We start from the raw sequence: 17,544 nt of genomic DNA on the forward strand, positions 1-17,544 counted from the left end.
AAAACCCGAAAATACTCCTTTGAGATTGGCATATATGGAGGATTGTCTCAAAGTAATTTATATTAAATTGCGGAGATAAAATACGAATTTCATTTTTTTTCCATCCCGCTTCACTTTTACTTTAATTCTACTACCCACATCTCCCTGAAGATCGGATAATATTTTATCCAAACTTATTAAGGAACGTGGCCAACCTTTGAAAGCTACAAGCTCATCTCCAGGCAATATGCCTGCATCAAAAGCCGGAGAACCTGGTATTACCTGAGAAACGTAATAACGCTGCAAATCACGCCCACCACTGATCACGAGCATTCCTGACCGGTCGTACCTGATTTCTTTTGCAAATCGCTTTGTCGGCTTCAAAAAAAGTTTACCTCTCATATAGTCCAGGTAAATATCAAATTTTTCCAATAATACATTACCAAGAACTCCCTGTTTATTTTGTTTTTCAGATTTGGATAACTCCGTATCTACAACAAGAAAATGTGAAACTACATTTGAAAGTAAAAAAGTATCCAAATGGATCGCAGATATTTTGCCTACAAATCCAGTAAGAAGTCCACCTAAGCCACTACCCAGATAACCAGGAATCATTTTATCTGCATAAGACATCGTTGAGGTTGAATCATTGTACATCAATACAGACAAACTCGCCCCGGTATCCAGCAATAAATTTAATTTTTGAAATTGTTTCCCTTTTCTTAGAAATTGGACTTCCAAATATGGTTTATTTTTATAAATTTGGATATCCACTTCTGTAAAGCCTTTGGGCACCACAGTGGAAAGGGGATGCAAAACAATCCATTTTTTTGTATAATCAATTTGAATAACAAATTGACTAAACAATGAAGCACTTAAAATTCCATGAACAGCCTCTCCAATGACCTGCGAAATATTAGTGGATTGGTCATTTAAAACTATCAATGAAGAAGTACATTTGTATTTAGAACCAAAGTTAAGCATCCGGGGTGGAGTCAGCTTTGCCGGGATCTCTGTCTGAAGATCTGACCCTATAACTTTTAATTCTCGTTGATAAGGATTTTCGAAAATATCAGTCCACAAACTTTCAAACAAAATGGTATGCTCCGCGCCCGTGTCGAAAATTAATTTTAAAGGGATTAATTCTTCCAGCTGAACATCAATGATGATAAATGATTGGACGTATCTGAAAGGGATTCTAATAGCCTGATCGCCCGATGACCCTGTGACCAGATTGGTCATGCAAAGTATTACGATACATAAACAGCGGATGGTGAATTGGGTCCCAGCTCGATATTTATTTAAGGTATTGATCATAATAATACTTGAAATGACCATTAACTGCACAATATACGGATTATCAGAATAAATTCATGAGCACATAAGCTTGTCAAATCCTTCTTGGCAGAAAGTTCAAATTAGAAAATCGAATTAAAATTTAAACTTTAATTGATAGCGGCCGATAATGCCCAAAGGATTATCATGAGAGTCAAGAATTACTTCAAAATAAGAACATTCTAAATTCTTGCTGTACATGACTTCCATGGTGGTTGTATTTAAAATATCGAGATTCCCCGCTTTGGAATTTCTATCTGCATTATCCCTTCTACTTGTAATGAGACCTGAAACATCTCTGAACTTTCGTAGTTCCCTGGACCAGGGCACGAGATTGAAATTTGCAACTAAAATAAAATTTTGATAAGCATTGACCAACTTTATAGAAAGTTCCTCAAGAAATTGATTCAGTTTTCGATAAGACATCATCGTTATTAGTGGCAAATGGCTACTGATCATAATTTGAAAACTATCATTTCTGCTATTTGTAGTATATAAGCTGATCAATGTATTTTCCAAAAGTTCGTATTCAGATTTATTTGCCAATTCAAATTTTGACAAAATAGCTTTACCCAGAGCATCGGACTTTGGGAGTAAAAACTGATGCGGGAACCGGCTCTTAAATTTAATGACTTCACTTACCAGTTCAGGAGTAAACTCTTCAATGACGATGACATCTGCATTTTTCTGATCTACCAACTCAAGAATTTCCTCTAAGGAATTTTTACTTACTGCCGGATTCAAATATGCCAGTTGTATGGCATTCGGACTGGTCATCTTTGCCAGCTTCAGGTCGGTATTGAATGAATTCATCAAATAAAAAGCCATCAAACCAGAGCAAATCATACAGGTATACAACAATTTTTCGCTTTCTAAAAAAAGTGCAACCACCCCACCCAACAAACATATAAGCATCCAATGAACGGCATAATTGGCAATTTTTATTACCCATAACCAGCCCACCGGTGGCATGATAAAAAACAAGCTCACTGCTGCTATGCAGACTATGAGAACCCATTGAATTTTTGGAAAATATTTGTACAATTCATGTGTATTATAAACAAAAATAAGCATCGAATCAGAATCATCAAGTATGAAATACTGATTAATTGAAATAATACTTATAAATTTTTGTTCGTGGTTGATTGAACGAAGTTCTGAAAAGATCTATCCTTAAATTTTGCATGTCCTGCAATAGTCAAGCAAATTTGTTTGCTTTTTATTTACCTCCTCAGTAAACTGATTCTTTCCTTAAAACTCAATTTAACTCCTTCAGGATGCAATAAACTGATAGCCATGATGTAGTTTCCTGCAGGCAGCGCATTTCCCTGAAGGTCATCTCCGTACCAACTGATAATTTGTCCGTCGTAAACTTCACTTTGATAGATGAGGTTTACCAGGCTTCCCGACAAGGAATACAAACTGATATCGCAATAGTAAGCAGGCTTACTCGTATGAATACCAACTTGGATCTGATCTTCAAACCCGTCTCCATCGGGACTGATCCGTGGAGTATACAAGGTATATAGCACCCCTGAAGAATCGAATTTGAGTTCAGTTTTCTGGCTATTTGGAAGACCCGGAGTAGCGAAATCTTCCCAATGGCCTGCCGTTGTCCATGATGCTTTCTTAGAAGAAGGTAAATTCATATTAATTTTCTCGAGCGACTTCCCTTCCTCATCCTCAACAAAAGGGTGATGCCAGTCTTGAGAATAATACAAGCTATCAATCGTGGTTTTTTCATTTCCTGAATTCAGATTCAACACGATTTTACCTCCTTCATCAGGTAATGAGGGCAGATCAAGTTCCAGAATCTGATACCTGTTGTGAGTAGGATATACAGAGATGAGGTCTTCCACATCGACGGTAAATGCCTGGTACTCTCCTGGTTTTAAAACCTCGTCAAATCTCAATGGATAATCTTTGCCAGATTCGCTGCCATCAGAAAATGAAAGATTTTTCAGTGAAATGTACTTTGAACTCTTGTTGAAAATTTCTACAAAATCGTAATGCAGCGAATAAGGATTAAAAAGGATTTCAGACCAAACCAGCTCACCCGGTTTTGGGTCCTGACCCAAAGCTATTTCCGGACTTTCAAAATCTGTAGGATTACCGTGACAATCGCGGATTGAATCCGTTTTGAGTTTATAAATTTCTCCCGGATCCATGGGTTGATGCAGCAACAGAATCAATTCATTTGAGCGCTCTGTAAATTCTGCTGAAACGATGTCCTTTAAAGGAGACATGTGAAATATTCCAGGAAACCTGGTTGTTTCTGGATGAAGTTTTTCGTTAAAAATCAATTTGATTTCCCAAATACTCAGTGGAAATATATCTACCAGCTGTGGACCCCTGGTGTCAATTACTTCGCTGACCCAGGAATTCTCAAATCCGGGAGTCCCTCCCAGAGGATGTTTGCTGAATTTCCATGTAGTCTGCAAATCGCACAAAGATTTTTTTTGAATCCATTCCAATGCATACCCACCATCCGCTTTATCCTGATCGTTAAAATCATTTTCCGAATATTGGACCTGGTGAATCAATTCTCCCTGGTCATTTCTCAATTCAAGAAAATCGCCTGAATTGTTCAAGGAAGGCCATTTCTCAAGAGGAATGGTCTTACCAAATGCACGGAATGCATTTACATCAGCTATATTACATAAGATGGCAAACTCACCAGGAGCCAATAGGCTGTCTGGAAATTCCACCCAGGTATTTTCGTCAGAAATTGTGCAAGATTTCAGGTTTAGTAAATTGGCTGACCTGTTGTAAATTTCAATATATTCTGCATCGGGCAACATCCAGGCTGGAGAAGGATCTACCATCAATTCAGTAAATATCAGATCCAGATATTGAGGTTTATGACTATAATTCAATTGAAAATGGTAGGCTGCCCATAAAACTTCATTCCCAATGACATCTTTCACATTTTGATAAATCAGCGTATCAAACTTTAAACCAGAAATATCATTCTTATAAGTCAGCTTTAAACTTGAAGGATCAATCCATTCCAGATTTTCCGGTAATCCGTGAATCTGCAATTGATATTGGTTGATCGCGCTGCTGTAAAACGGATCAATTTCTTTGTCAAAAGAAAAGATCAGTGCTTTTTCGTCTGCGATTTGATGACCTGTAATCTTCGGCGATTGGCGATCCACACCTACCGAAATTTCGTCAAAATAAAAAGCAGTTTTACGGGATTCTGTATAGGTGCAATGGAGTCCAAAATAAAATAAAGAATCTGTAACCGGCCGACTGTAGCTAAACTCCTTAATATCGAGGTAATTTCCATTTTGCAAATCCTGAACGTAAATTTTCCAGAACTGATTTTGCAAATTGTAAATATGAAATCGTGCATAAAATGGTCCTTTTGCAAATAATTCCGGCAGTCCGGCATTCAAAAGAATTTTTCCATTTCCCTTCAGATGATAAATCTTCCAGCTGTCTTCACTTCCATTTTCTCCGATTTCCAAAACCAATGCTTCATTGGCTGGCCATTCATCTCGATCAGATTGAAGGAAAACTTCAAGTTTATTGGACACTGAAGGATCAAATTCCATTCGGACATCGAAAGTCCATCGAATGGAATCTGCATTTACTGCAGCTCTCCATATCGCCGATTTACCTGCTGATGCCGCGTTCAGTTGCAATTCATTCCTGGAGTTGACCACAAAGTTTTCCCGGTCGCCAGTCCAATCCTCATGAAATACAGAGTTGAAAGGATCTGACCATTGAGCAGTTAAATGCGCTGCTGCCCACAGCATTAGGATGCTTAGGATGTGTCTCATAATGCGAAGTTAATAATTATTTAGCTGGTCCTTGTATTTTAACTTTGCAAAAAATAAAAACATAAACATGCATCTAGCAGTTGTCGGAGTTACAGGATTGGTTGGTAAAACCATGCTCGAAGTGCTCAATGAAATGAATTTCAAGTTTGACCAATTGAGTTTAGTGGCCTCTGAAAGATCCGTAGGTAAAACGGTGCACTGGCAAGGGAAAGATCACATAGTTAAAAGTATGGAAGATGCCCTCCATTCAAAACCCGACATAGCCATCTTTTCAGCAGGCGGACAAACGTCCCTGGAGTGGGCACCAAAATTTGCCGAACGCGGAACGTTTGTTATTGATAATTCATCTGCCTGGAGGATGGATTCAAATTGCCCGCTGGTGGTTCCCGAAGTTAATCCAGAGTCCATTCTTGCTCATACACACATTATTGCAAACCCGAATTGTTCAACGATTCAAATGGTGGTTGCTCTTTTTCCACTTCACCAGGTTTACGGTATTGAAAGATTGGTCATTTCAACGTATCAATCATTCACCGGAACAGGCATGAAAGCTGTTTATCAATATGAAGCTGAACGCGATGGCAAACCTGTACCGGAACCAAGGGCTTATCATCATCCAATTTTTGAAAATTGTATACCCCAATGCGATTCGTTTCTGGATAACGACTACACCAAAGAAGAAATGAAATTGGTCAATGAAACGCATAAGATCATGGGTGATCCTTCCATTGGGATTTGCGCAACAGCGGTGAGAGTACCGGTTCATGGTGGCCACTCCGAATCCGTAAATGTTCAGTTTCGCAAATCCTTTCAATTGGACGAAATTAAAAAACTGCTGGAGCATGCACCCGGTGTTGTATTGCTGGATGATCCTGCCCACTTTAAATACCCCACACCCCTGCAGGCCAAAAATAAAAATGAGGTATTTGTCGGACGATTGCGTTTAGATCCCTCGCATCCTCAGGCAATAAATCTTTGGATCACCGCCGACAATTTGCGAAAAGGGGCTGCTACAAATGCAGTGCAAATAGCACAATTGCTGGTTGAAAAGGGGCTGGTTTGACCCCGTACTTAATTTTTATTGGAAAATACGAATTTTGGATTGATTTTTGCACCTTTTAAACGTTAAAGCTTAAGTATCAGGTGTGGATTTGAAAATTCATATCTCGAAAGATAAATTATTAAACAAATGCCTCTGTCTGAGAGGGAAACGAATTCAATTTTTTAGCATCGAAAATATTATTTCATGAGATCCAGGTTGGTTATTTGGGGGACCAATAAAGACGAAAACCGGGTATTGCTGGCAATTTCTCTCAATGCAGAGGAAAATCAGGTTGCTATTTGGAGCATTCCCGAATCCGCTATTACTGAAGAATTTTACAATTTAATGATGAGCTCCTGGAGGGAAGGTTCCGATTTGGATTTACCAGACGGCACTGAAAACCGAACCATCGAACTCACTATGGCCGAGACCATCCTCCCGGAAGATCTGAAAGTTGAAAAATCAGATGTGATTCAGCGAGCCCAACTGGAATGGCATTTTATTGTCTTATCTACGAAATTGTATAAGAACTTTAAAACTGAACTCGAAGATCTTGGTGATAAAATCAAAAGACTAGAAGAATACAGTTCAGAATTATGGGATGAACTCAAACAATTCTGGAGCACTGTCCAGCAACATATCTTTGATAAAAATATATTGCGAGATCATTCTGATTCGCTTAAAGAAAAAACCAACTCGCTTTTTGAAGAACTCAAAAAACTTCGCAAAGCACAACAATCTGTTTTCAATCAGAAATCGAAAGAAATCTCAACTTATTTTACCGATAAGCTGGAAGCCATAACGCAAAAGATTCAGGGAGGTTCGGTCCTCAAACCCCAGTTTGATGAGCTCGTTCAATTGCAAAAAGAATTGAAAGAAAAAGAACTCAGTCGAAAAGACAAGGATCATATTTTGGCCAAAATCAACGAATGTTTTAAATCCATTCGCGAAAAAAGAGAAACACAGCATCAGCATGGAACTGATGATTCCGGTCAGCAAAAATTCAGCAAACGATTTGAAGGACTTATTCAGGCCATCAAACGCATCGAACAATCCATTGAATTCGAAGAAAAGAATATTTTTTTCGAAAATAAAAGAATAGCCAATACCGACGGCCAGCTTGAAGCACAAATACGCGTTGCAAAAATTAAAATGATCGAAGAGCGCCTGAAATCAAAACAGGCCAAGCTCTCAGAGTTGCTTGAAACCAAGGCCAAACTCGAGGTGCTGAACGAGAAAATTAAGAAAAGAGAAGAAAAGAATAAAAAAAGGCTCGAAAGGAAAGAGCAATTTGAGGAAGAAAAAGAAAAAATCAAAGCGCAAATTGCGGATGAAATTCAAGATTCTCTTGAAAAAGTTCCGGAAGAAGTGCAGGAAAAGCTGGTAAAAGCAGCGGAAGAAATTAAATCCACGATAAAAGGATCCAGAAAAAAGGACAATAAAAAAGCAGAAGCCAGTGAAGCCTCAGAAATCACCTCGTCGAATTTACCTGAGGCATTCCCCGATGATCCAATAATAAAAGACCAGGAGGAGGAATAATTTCATACATTTATCATCCCAAGATTAATTTCACAAAATGATTTCAGAAAAAATCCATCTCCATAAATTGTTTGATGACCAGGGAAACCTGATTTCCCCCGGACTGCCAGCAGAAATTAAAAATTTTCTCATCGATATAGATGGTACCATTTGCGAAGACATCCCCAACGAAGAACCCGAGAGGATGAAGACAGCCGAGGCCTATCCTGATGCCTTAAAGGTTATAAACCATTGGTACGAAGAAGGTCATATCATCACCTTTTTTACTTCGAGAACAGATGCGCATAAAGAGATCACAGAAGTATGGCTGCAATCCCACGGATTCAAATATCATTTTTTATTGTTAAATAAACCCAGAGGTGGCAATTATCACTGGATCGACAATCACATCGTCCGTGCGACCCGTTATGAAGGAAAATTCACCAAAGAATTTGTAGAAATCACTAAGAAGGTTCAGGTTTTTGAACCTTGAAATTAGATGTCAGTTGACAGGTGTTATTTTTAAAAGGTTTTTCGAAGTTTGACCTTTTGTCGTTTCGACTTTTTGACCTTTCGATCTTTAGACCTTTAGACTTTTCGACGTTTCGACCTTTAGATCCTCACTTCACGCTTTCAGCTTTGCGCTTTAAGCTTCTTATCCATTCCCTATTAATATGCCACCCCTACGGGGCTGGATTTATAATATTTCCATTCCCTATTAATATGCCACCCCTACGGGGCTGAATTTATAATATTTCTATTCTCTATTAAGATGTCACCCCTACGGGGCTGGATTTATAATATTTCTATTCTCTATTAAGATGTCACCCCTACGGGGCTGGATTTATTATATTTCTATTCTCTATTAAGATGTCACCCCTACGGGGCTGGATTTATTATATTTCTATTCTCTATTAAGATGTCACCCCTACGGGGCTGGATTCAGATTAAACTAATATTCCTAAATGCTTTATGCATTCTCTATTCTCTATTTATATGTCACCCCTACGGGGCTGGATTTATAATATTTCTATTCTCTATTAAGATGTCACCCCTACGGGGCTGGATTTATAATATTTCTATTCTCTATTGATATGTCACCCCTGCGGGGCTGAATTTATAATATTTCTATTCTCTATGGATATGTCACCCCTACGGGGCTGGATTTATAATATTTCTATTCTCTATTGATATGTCACCCCTACGGGGCTGGAATTTATGATTTTTCCATTCCCTATTGACATTCCACCCCTACGGGGCTGGATTAATAATATTTCTATTCTCTATTGATATGTCACCCCTACGGGGCTGGAATTTATAATATTTCAATTCTCTATTGATATGTCACCCCTACGGGGCTGGATTTATAATATTTCTATTCTCTATTAATATGTCACCCCTACGGGGCTGGAATTTATAATATTTCAATTCTCTATTAATATGTCACCCCTACGGGGCTGGAATTTATGATTTTTCCATTCCCTATTGACATTCCACCCCTACGGGGCTGGAATTTGATTAAATTAATGATCCTGTAATCTTTATATAATCGCAATTTTATATACCCTCACTCCGCGCTTTCTGCTTATCGCTTTTCGCTTTAAGCTTCTTATCCATTCCCTATTGACATTCCACCCCTACGGGGCTGGATTAATAATATTTCTATTCTCTATTGATATGTCACCCCTACGGGGCTGGAATTTGATTAAATTAATGATCCTGTAATCTTTATATAATTGCAATTTTCTTCCCGACATAAAGGTGATGTATTTCTATTTCACCAATTTCATGTCGGGACCCAATCACTCCGCGCTTTCTGCTTATCGCTTTGCGCTTTAAGCTTCTTATCTATTCTCTATTGACATTCCACCCCTGCGGGGCTGGAATTTGATTAAATTAATGATCCTGTAATCTTTATATAATCGCAATTTTCTTCCCGACATAAAGGTGATGTATTTCTATTTCAGCAATTTCATGTCGGGACCCAATCACTCCACGGTTTCTGCTTATCGCTTTGCGCTTTAAGCTTCTTATCTATTCGCTATGCTCCACCTTAAGTTTTTTGTACTTACTTTAACAACAACTTCTTCATCATGCTGCCGGATTTTCCGGAAAAACGAAGCATAACCATTCCTTTGGGAAGATCCTGCACGTCGACTTTTGAAAGTTGTGAAGCGGTTTCTATTGAAACTGTTTTTAATAACTGGCCATTCAGATTAAGAAATTGCAATTCGTCAAAATCAGAATTTTCTCCCAATCGGAGTATCAGGTAATTTCCACTTGGATTGGGATAAACATTCACTGCTGCAGGTTTGCTTTCTGCATTGGTTTCAACGATTTTATCTGAATCGGCTAAAACGCCTTTCCCGGGGAATGTAGTACAAATGAGATCACCTTCATTGGTTGTCAGACAAACTTCCGAATTGTAAAATTTTGGATTGATAAATTCAATGTTGTCAACGACCCAACCTAAAATGGTAGAAGTATTGGAACTCACATTCAAACTATCGTTTGCAAACCTAAATCTTACCTGAATTTCCTGATCTTTAAAATCTGAAAAATCGACCACCGATGGAATGAACCCATTACTTTGACCAGAAAAAGCTTCAACGTTAAATGTAACGAATGTCTGATAGTTGACTGGTCCCGTATAACTGTTCAAACTAAATTTTTGAGGGGCTATCTGATTCCAGACAAAACCATCGGTTGAAACTTCAACAATACCACCGTCAAAACCGGTTTCTGTATTGAAGAAGTGATAAAATAACATCGAAGGTTCGTTCCCTTGCATTTTAAGAGGCTCTCTTAAATAAAGTACAAAATCGTCTGATCCATTTTCTTTTTCCTCTGCAATCCATGAAAAGGACTGGTCTACTCCATAACCCTCATCCCGGTACCAGATCTGGTCGCCCTTGGAAAGATCAATTTCCCAATTGTCTTCTCCAAGTTCAACATCATCATACCAGTTAGTAGTCGAAGCTATTGAAATACTAGTACTCAGCTTGTACGTTATTCTCCGCGTTTCAAGAGATTTCATCTGACCTAAATTCCAGACTAATTCACTGCCTGAAGCCGAAGGTGCAATATTCGCAGAACCAGGAACATAAGAACAACCTGTTGGAATCAGGTCCTTAATAGTCACATTGTTGATTATTTCCGGTTGGTAATTATTAATTTCCAGGGTGACATAAAACTCAGTTCCAGGTTTTACAACGTCGTTTTGCACAAAATTGTCTGGTGTTGAATAATAACCCGCACGTTTGGTTAGCAAGATTTTATCAATGCAGATTGGCGCAGACAGGAAACTCAGGGTTTCATCGCCAACCATGTTGTTTGAACCTTGTTTGGCAAAAAATCCCATCCCTCTTCTCGCGAAAACATCCCAAATGAGACAGGCATTTTTCGCCTGATTATTGATGGTATCAGCCCGGAGTATAGCATTGCGACCATCAATAAAACCCGGAGAGCAAGGCTGCAATTTCATTCCATCAAATACCAGTTGGATAGCTATGTTATTGCCTGCATTTTTATTCTTCCAATCGGGATCGTAGCCGTATTTATCTGCCAAAGCCCAGTATAAATCCCAAATCACGGTTGTCCAAACTTCGCCAAGATTATGAACTTCAGGGTCAACATTTTTATAGGTAAATTCATTGATGGTCATATCATTCGTATAAAGCCTGCGGCGAATGCCGAATCCATCTGGTTTTTCATTAAGAGCATAGGTTCCAATTCCTTTTGGCATACTTCCCTGATCACCGGGTTTCGCTGTAACAATGAGGCTCATAAAATCGCTCCAGCCTTCACCCATTTGTTCCCCATTTCCAAGGCAATTTGAACTGGAAGGTCCGCCAGTCAGGCGGTTGGAAATTCCATGCCCATATTCATGAGCAATGATGCCGTTATCGAAATCTCCGTCAAGGCTATCCGGTCCTGCATTGGTATCAGGCCTTTTGATCTGAATTCTGAGGCCACCATTGGTAACCATCATTTTTAACCTTTGGCAAATGGTTCTGGTTGTAAAGTAAGCTGGAATGGTGACTTGTCCACCTACAGCCCCAGCCCCCATATTTACGAAACCATCTTCACCATTGCATATGATCACTCCGGCTGCTCCAGCACGCTGTGCATTGAGGGATTTCGCGCCAAATTCACAGGTGCCTCTATCGATCAATACGATTTTCCCTTCGACATCGGCTCTTTTAAATCCATTCACACAACCTAATGTGGGATTGGCTGAATAGTCATTCCCGATCACAACGTCTGCTTCGATTGGGGTAGCTCCCGGAGCCGGGCCAAATCCCCCCCTTCTGCAATCAACTGCACCGGCAAATGAGTCCGGTTTGGTAATGTAAGTTTCTTCCTGAGAAGCCAGCCAAAGGAACATTTGCATCCTTCCACCATTTCCATCGTTTGGTGTTGAAAAGTTAGCATTGTCAGTACCTGATCCATCCTGAGCTTCAGCACGAACTGCATCTCCTTCCCTTCCCCCTTTTCCATAATTATTCGTTTGAAAGTTGCCGGCAACTTCCGTAAAACCAAAATTATAACTGATATCATGCATCATGTTGTTCAGGTAAAAGAGGTTGACGGTTGCTGCTTCTTTATACTGATCCGGTTCGCCCGACTGATCAAATGGGAAATCAAAAATTAAATCGTTGCCTCCGTTGGGTTCTCCACCATCTGAAAGATTATCTCCATTCCTGTCCAAATAAGCGTGTACATTATTTCCCCTGGTGATGAGGTATTCCGGGCCGGCAATTCCATTGGTATCGTGCCATCCAAATGGAGAGGCTTTGCTATCCGCAGGATTTACCACGTATTGCCGGGGGCCATGTCTCGGACTTTCATCGGGCAATGCCACTACATGGTAGCTGTCGGGCGCTGAGGTCAACAATTTAGTCGAATTGTGAATATTTTCGAGTAGATCTTTTACCGGAACAGGTTTCTTTTGAAAAACTGCAGGATCTGGAATACACTGTTTGTGGTGTTTGTGTTTAAAGGAACACTTCACTACCAAATTGTGCTTATCCAGCACTTCACCCGTAATTGCATCGATGCGCACTGACCAGTAATCATTGCTGGTTGTGAGATCCAGGCTCATGTCCCATGCCAATCGGATCGAACCATTTTCGAGTGGCATATAAACCAATTTCACCGGGATACTGCTGTGCGTAAAATTCGTCTTTGGAAATTCAAGTCCGGAATCACCATGACGCAAGATATTGGAAGGAATCAGAGCATTTTGAATATCCAGGTGTTTAACTATACCAATAAGGGCATCCCTTTCGCTGATGCGGGGTTTGGTTGCAGTAATATTTTTAGCCAGATCCCTGTAGAAACGGGAAGGACTATCGTAAATTTTTCCCTCTTTACTGATGTGGACCGAAGTGATAGCATTGTATATTTCTATTCCTTTATAGCGTTGAATAAAATAAACGTGGGTGATTCCATTGTGTTCTGACCTGTATAAATCCGTAACAGCCAGATCTTTGATATCTTCACGCGACAGGCCAATAGAAGTTGCATGAGTTTCCAGGAAACGCAATCCGGCATCAATTGGTGACTGAATTTGCGCATTAGAAATATGTGTAATACATAAAAGTATTACTACCAATAATTTATACATTATAATTTTCATCTATGTTGTATTTTTTCAAATGGTGAAAATAACGAAAATATTGAAGTTGGAATGCAAAAAAAAGATTTGATTCTGGGAAAGAACGCATTAAAAGAAGCAATCGCTGCTCAAACTGCAATTCAGAAAATTTTTATTTCTGAAAGTCTGGATTCTGAAGACAGCAAGTCCTTATTAAAACTGGCACGAAGCCATAAAATCCCTGTTTTAAGGGTGCCCAAATCAAAACTGGATCATCTGAGCAGACAAAATCACCAGGGCGTCATTGCGCTGATCAATCCGGTAACCTATCATCTGGTGTCCAATTTAGTCGATGGACTGTTTATGAATGGGATTGACCCTGCCTTAGTTATTTGCGATGGCATTACGGATGTGAGAAATTTTGGTGCCATTGCGCGTTCCGCTGAGGTCTTCGGAATACATGGGATCGTCATTGGTCAAAAAAACAGTGCTCCTATAAACAGTGAATCGATCAAATCTTCATCAGGAGCATTGCTGTCGATACCTGTTTGCAGAGAAAAAAGCCTGGTTTTCAGCATCCGTCAACTTCAGGCCAGCGGAATTGTTATTGTTGGAGCCAGCGAAAAAGCAGACCAAGCCATAGCGGATCTTGACCTTCAAAAACCGCTGGCGTTTGTTTTTGGTTCAGAAGGCAGTGGAATATCAGATGAAATCCGGCCGCTGATTAATGAATGGGCGTGCATCCCCCAATCCGGAAACATTCAGTCCCTGAATGTTTCAGTTGCGGCGGGAATATTTTTTTACGAATGGAAACAACATCAACCGGGAAATAAAATTAAATGAGACATTTACTAACAGCTATTGGCGTTCTTTTCCTCTCTCCGATATTATTTGCTCAAGACCAGGGGCTCTTGTGGAAAGTCGAAGAGCCAGGAACCTCTAAAAAAGCTTATGTTTTCGGAACCATCCATATGATTCCAGCCAAGCACTTTTTCATGCCTCATGGATTTGATGAGGTTTTCGAAGAAGCCAACAGAATTTTTATGGAGATCGACATGGATGAAATGGAAAATTTTGGAAAACTTTTTGGCATCATGGACAAGCTCTTTATGGATGATGGTAAAAGTCTGTCGGATCTGCTCGATGAAAAAGAGTACCAGCTGATCGAATCTCATTTTGAAAACATAGGTATGCCTCTGGCTTTATTGAAGAGAATGAAACCACTCTTGCTCAGTGCGCTGGCCGGCACGGAAGGAAATCCGCTTGCTTTGAAAGATGGTAGCTTTAAGTCTTACGAACTTGAACTTGCTGCGATGTCCCGGCAAAAAGAGAAATCACTGGAAGGATTGGAAACTCTTGATTTTCAAATCTCCATTTTCGATAGCATTCCCTATGAAGTTCAAGCCAGAATGCTGGTCGAATCGATCCAGGCTCCGAAAGAAAAAATGGAAGATTTATACAAGGTCTATCTATCTCAAGATATTCAAAAAATGGTTCAATCGGTCGAGTCTGAGGATCCCGCCTTAAAACCCTATCTGGAAATGTTGCTTTTCAAAAGAAATCAAAGCTGGGTGCCCGTCATCGAACAGGAAATGAAATCAGGGATCAGTCTGTTTGCAGTTGGAGCAGGGCATTTAGGTGGACCCAAAGGATTGTTGCAATTGCTCAGAGAGAAAGGTTATCAGCTGACCCGCATCAACTAACACTTGTTAATATTATAAAGTTAAACGACCAATGGCCCTGATCCTGCCTGTAAGAAACAAAACGCCCCAATGGGGTCATTCTTGTTTTTTTGCAGATAATGCTACGCTAATAGGCGACTTGATTTTGGGTGATGATTGCAGTGTTTGGTTTCAGGCTGTGGTGCGTGCCGATGTGCATGAGATCAGGATAGGAAATCAAGTCAATATTCAGGATGGAGCCATAATCCACTGCACTTATGAAAAAGCAGGGACTTACATCGGAGACCGGGTGTCCATAGGACATCGTGCAATCGTGCATGGTTGTAAAATTTCTTCAGATGTTTTGATCGGAATGGGAGCCATTGTTATGGATCATGCGGAAATTCCGTCCCATGTATTAATTGGTGCAGGTGCCGTAGTCCTTGAAAACAGCAAACTCGAGTCCGGTTACATCTATGCCGGAATACCAGCAAAAAAAGTAAAGCAACTCGACACTGCGTTGTTCAAATTTCATATCGAAAGAACTGCCAGAAATTATATGATGTACGGGAAGTGGTTTGGGGAAGGGAAAGAATGAAGACTTTGGATTCGAACTTTAGGACTTTTTGACTTTTTGACTTTTTGACTTTTTGACTTTTAGACCTTTTGACTTTTAGACTTTTTGACTTTTTGACTTTTAGACCTTTTGTCCCGATAAAATATAGAGAATTATTTCTTTACTAAAATATTCAATTTTATCGGGATTTTGACTTTTTGACTTTTTGACTTTTCGTCCCGATAAAATATAGGGATTTATTTCTTTTCTAAAATATTATGCCATTTTATCGGGATTTCGACTTTTAGGAAAATCCTATGTAAAACTACAAGTTCCATAAAATTAAACTTTTTGAGATTTAAGCTTCAGGCTTTGAGCCTTGTACTCATCCTTTTGAATCTCTTTGCTCTCTGCACTATTCTCCATCCTCCTCCTCTATTCTCTTTGGTCTGCGCATATTCATTCACTTTGCTCTATAATCTATCCTATTGGCTTCATCAAAAAAACACGTCTTTGTAATGCTCGACCCGGTGCGTTCCATCCTTAAGAAACAGGATCGTTATCAAATCAAATCTGATTTCCCAGTAATGATTGTTCTGAAGCATATAGGCGGAAGCTGCATCCTGCAACATCCATTCTTTTCGGGAGGTCATGAGGTTTTCTGAATCAGAAAAGGGGGAATAGGTTCTCGATTTTACTTCTACAAAAACCAGGACCTCTCCTTCTCTGACGATCAAATCGATTTCGGACCTTCTGAATCGCCAGTTTTTTTCGAGAATTATATATCCATTGGCTTCCAAATAATTGCAGGCTATAGCCTCTCCTTGTTTTCCGGTTCGGATATGCGCAGGATCCATTTATACTTCATTTGGAAGGGAAGCTCTCTTTCCAGGCCAGCATCCCACCAGTCAGATTTCTTACTTTTTTAAATCCAGCCATTTCAAACATCATCTTTGCCATCTGGCTTCTGTTCCCACTTCTGCAGTAAACAATAATTTCTTCGTCCTGCATTCCATCCATGGATTGTATTTTTACCGGCAGTTCCGATTGCAATGAAGCCAATGTGCCACCGATGTTAAACTCATCGTGTTCAAAGGGTTCTCTGACATCGATGAGATGAAGCACTTCACCATTTGCCAAACGCTGGTGCAAGTCCTGAACGCTGATATCTTCCATAAGTATTTTTAAAATTTAAAAGTTTAATCACAATTATCGGGTCTCGATTGCTGTATTTTGAGTTGAATAGACGAACCAAGTGCAACTGACTCACCAGGTTTCGGATGCTGCCACAGTACGAAAGCTAGTTCTTCATCGGTAATTTCTTCTTCGTATTGCAAATCTGTGAGTTCCAGTTTATATGTATTTAATAAAAACCTGGCTTCAGCCAAATTCAAACAAATCAATTTTGGCATATCAACTTTGCCTCCGCTTTGCGTTGAAAGTACAAAATCAAGGGTGTCGCCCCGGTAAATTTCTATATCATCCGTTCTTTGGTCTGCGTTGGTAATGATTTTACCCTTGTAATACGCCTCCAGAATATGCTCTTCAGGTCCAGGATCGTATCGTATTTCTTTCACTCTGGAATAAACTTCAAAATTGTTGAAAAGTTCCTTCCTTTTAAATTCGAACCTTTTTCCATACAATACCGGTAAATCAGCAGATAAAAATCCCTCAGCCCTGTATTTGGTGACCGTGACATAAATCGTGCGACCTTCCTTAACATAGGAACCTGCTGCAGGAATTTGAGAAATAATGATTCCGCCCGGGATCCCTTTCCGAAAAACAGAATCTCTAACGACCAATACAAAGTCTTTTTTATCAGCATGTTTCTCTGCTTCCTGTTGCATGACCCCTATATATTTCGGCATTTTTAACTTTTGTCCGTGATTGGTGTAGAGTCTTAAAAAAATGGAGTGCAAAATCCAGAGTATCAGCAGGACCAGGAACAATCGCAGGAGCGTGTGTCCAAACAATTTGCTTTTAAGAAAATGCGGAACGTCTTTAATACTAAATTTTTCCTCTGTTTGCGGCATGTGTTTAATGTCTACAGGATATTTTGCAAAGAT

Annotated in this window: 13 protein-coding genes; 6 read left to right on the forward strand and 7 right to left on the reverse strand. The window is 39.6% G+C overall.

The window, feature by feature from the left end; all coding sequences use genetic code 11:
- Positions 1-57: 57 nt before the first annotated feature.
- The 3 genes from IPM34_12230 to IPM34_12240 form a co-directional block, all read right to left on the reverse strand.
- Positions 58-1,221 carry a PDZ domain-containing protein gene (locus IPM34_12230; GenBank protein ID MBK8956304.1) on the reverse strand — a complete coding sequence of 388 codons (1,164 nt, stop codon included), beginning with the start codon at positions 1,219-1,221 and terminating at the stop codon, positions 58-60.
- Between the two features lie 189 nt (positions 1,222-1,410).
- Complete coding sequence (locus IPM34_12235) at positions 1,411-2,388, reverse strand: endonuclease/exonuclease/phosphatase family protein (protein ID MBK8956305.1); 978 nt, start codon at positions 2,386-2,388, stop codon at positions 1,411-1,413.
- 149 nt (positions 2,389-2,537) lie between these two features.
- On the reverse strand, positions 2,538-5,102 hold the full coding sequence (locus IPM34_12240; GenBank protein MBK8956306.1) for a lamin tail domain-containing protein: 2,565 nt from the start codon (positions 5,100-5,102) through the stop codon (positions 2,538-2,540).
- A gap of 67 nt (positions 5,103-5,169) precedes the next feature.
- On the opposite strand from IPM34_12240, the gene IPM34_12245 reads away from it, so the two are divergent.
- The 3 genes from IPM34_12245 (at position 5,170) to IPM34_12255 (ending at position 8,155) form a co-directional block, all read left to right on the forward strand.
- Positions 5,170-6,165 carry an aspartate-semialdehyde dehydrogenase gene (locus tag IPM34_12245; GenBank protein ID MBK8956307.1) on the forward strand — a complete coding sequence of 332 codons (996 nt, stop codon included), beginning with the start codon at positions 5,170-5,172 and terminating at the stop codon, positions 6,163-6,165.
- Between the two features lie 183 nt (positions 6,166-6,348).
- On the forward strand, positions 6,349-7,683 hold the full coding sequence (locus IPM34_12250; protein MBK8956308.1) for a hypothetical protein: 1,335 nt from the start codon (positions 6,349-6,351) through the stop codon (positions 7,681-7,683).
- A gap of 37 nt (positions 7,684-7,720) precedes the next feature.
- Complete coding sequence (locus tag IPM34_12255) at positions 7,721-8,155, forward strand: phosphoheptose isomerase (GenBank protein MBK8956309.1); 435 nt, start codon at positions 7,721-7,723, stop codon at positions 8,153-8,155.
- Positions 8,156-9,730: 1,575 nt separating this feature from the next.
- On the opposite strand, the gene IPM34_12260 is transcribed toward IPM34_12255, so the two are convergent.
- Complete coding sequence (locus IPM34_12260) at positions 9,731-13,303, reverse strand: M36 family metallopeptidase (GenBank protein MBK8956310.1); 3,573 nt, start codon at positions 13,301-13,303, stop codon at positions 9,731-9,733.
- 51 nt (positions 13,304-13,354) lie between these two features.
- Here IPM34_12260 and rlmB point away from each other — a divergent pair, with 51 nt between their 5' ends.
- The 3 genes from rlmB to IPM34_12275 are packed head-to-tail and all read left to right on the forward strand — an operon-like array spanning position 13,355 to position 15,520.
- The gene (gene rlmB / locus IPM34_12265; GenBank protein MBK8956311.1) at positions 13,355-14,104 is read left to right on the forward strand and encodes a 23S rRNA (guanosine(2251)-2'-O)-methyltransferase RlmB; all 750 of its coding nucleotides are present in this window, start codon (positions 13,355-13,357) and stop codon (positions 14,102-14,104) included.
- The gene (locus tag IPM34_12270) at positions 14,101-14,964 is read left to right on the forward strand and encodes a TraB/GumN family protein (GenBank protein MBK8956312.1); all 864 of its coding nucleotides are present in this window, start codon (positions 14,101-14,103) and stop codon (positions 14,962-14,964) included. The genes rlmB and IPM34_12270 overlap by 4 nt, the downstream gene beginning before the upstream one ends.
- 31 nt (positions 14,965-14,995) lie before the next feature.
- Entirely contained in the window at positions 14,996-15,520 is a 525-nt protein-coding gene (locus tag IPM34_12275; GenBank protein ID MBK8956313.1) for a gamma carbonic anhydrase family protein, read from the forward strand.
- Between the two features lie 455 nt (positions 15,521-15,975).
- On the opposite strand, the gene IPM34_12280 is transcribed toward IPM34_12275, so the two are convergent.
- The 3 genes from IPM34_12280 to IPM34_12290 are packed head-to-tail and all read right to left on the reverse strand — an operon-like array spanning position 15,976 to position 17,346.
- Entirely contained in the window at positions 15,976-16,335 is a 360-nt protein-coding gene (locus tag IPM34_12280; protein MBK8956314.1) for a YraN family protein, read from the reverse strand.
- 7 nt (positions 16,336-16,342) lie between these two features.
- Positions 16,343-16,654 (reverse strand): rhodanese-like domain-containing protein, encoded by a 312-nt coding sequence (locus IPM34_12285; protein MBK8956315.1) that lies wholly within the window; start codon positions 16,652-16,654, stop codon positions 16,343-16,345.
- Between the two features lie 23 nt (positions 16,655-16,677).
- Positions 16,678-17,346 (reverse strand): PASTA domain-containing protein, encoded by a 669-nt coding sequence (locus IPM34_12290; GenBank protein MBK8956316.1) that lies wholly within the window; start codon positions 17,344-17,346, stop codon positions 16,678-16,680.
- Positions 17,347-17,544 lie beyond the last annotated feature (198 nt).

It is taken from the genome of Saprospiraceae bacterium (genome assembly GCA_016716185.1).
Classification (GTDB): Bacteria; Bacteroidota; Bacteroidia; order Chitinophagales; family Saprospiraceae; genus Vicinibacter.

Bases quoted from the DNA above. Each gene is read 5' to 3' on its own strand.
- IPM34_12230 (MBK8956304.1), bottom strand. From the start codon at position 1,221: ATGACCAATCTGGTCACAGGGTCATCGGGCGATCAGGCTATTAGAATC.
- IPM34_12235 (MBK8956305.1), bottom strand. From the start codon at position 2,388: ATGCTTATTTTTGTTTATAATACACATGAATTGTACAAATATTTTCCA.
- IPM34_12240 (MBK8956306.1), bottom strand. From the start codon at position 5,102: ATGAGACACATCCTAAGCATCCTAATGCTGTGGGCAGCAGCGCATTTA.
- IPM34_12245 (MBK8956307.1), top strand. From the start codon at position 5,170: ATGCATCTAGCAGTTGTCGGAGTTACAGGATTGGTTGGTAAAACCATG.
- IPM34_12250 (MBK8956308.1), top strand. From the start codon at position 6,349: ATGAGATCCAGGTTGGTTATTTGGGGGACCAATAAAGACGAAAACCGG.
- IPM34_12255 (MBK8956309.1), top strand. From the start codon at position 7,721: ATGATTTCAGAAAAAATCCATCTCCATAAATTGTTTGATGACCAGGGA.
- IPM34_12260 (MBK8956310.1), bottom strand. From the start codon at position 13,303: ATGAAAATTATAATGTATAAATTATTGGTAGTAATACTTTTATGTATT.
- rlmB (MBK8956311.1), top strand. From the start codon at position 13,355: ATGCAAAAAAAAGATTTGATTCTGGGAAAGAACGCATTAAAAGAAGCA.
- IPM34_12270 (MBK8956312.1), top strand. From the start codon at position 14,101: ATGAGACATTTACTAACAGCTATTGGCGTTCTTTTCCTCTCTCCGATA.
- IPM34_12275 (MBK8956313.1), top strand. From the start codon at position 14,996: ATGGCCCTGATCCTGCCTGTAAGAAACAAAACGCCCCAATGGGGTCAT.
- IPM34_12280 (MBK8956314.1), bottom strand. From the start codon at position 16,335: ATGGATCCTGCGCATATCCGAACCGGAAAACAAGGAGAGGCTATAGCC.
- IPM34_12285 (MBK8956315.1), bottom strand. From the start codon at position 16,654: ATGGAAGATATCAGCGTTCAGGACTTGCACCAGCGTTTGGCAAATGGT.
- IPM34_12290 (MBK8956316.1), bottom strand. From the start codon at position 17,346: ATGCCGAAATATATAGGGGTCATGCAACAGGAAGCAGAGAAACATGCT.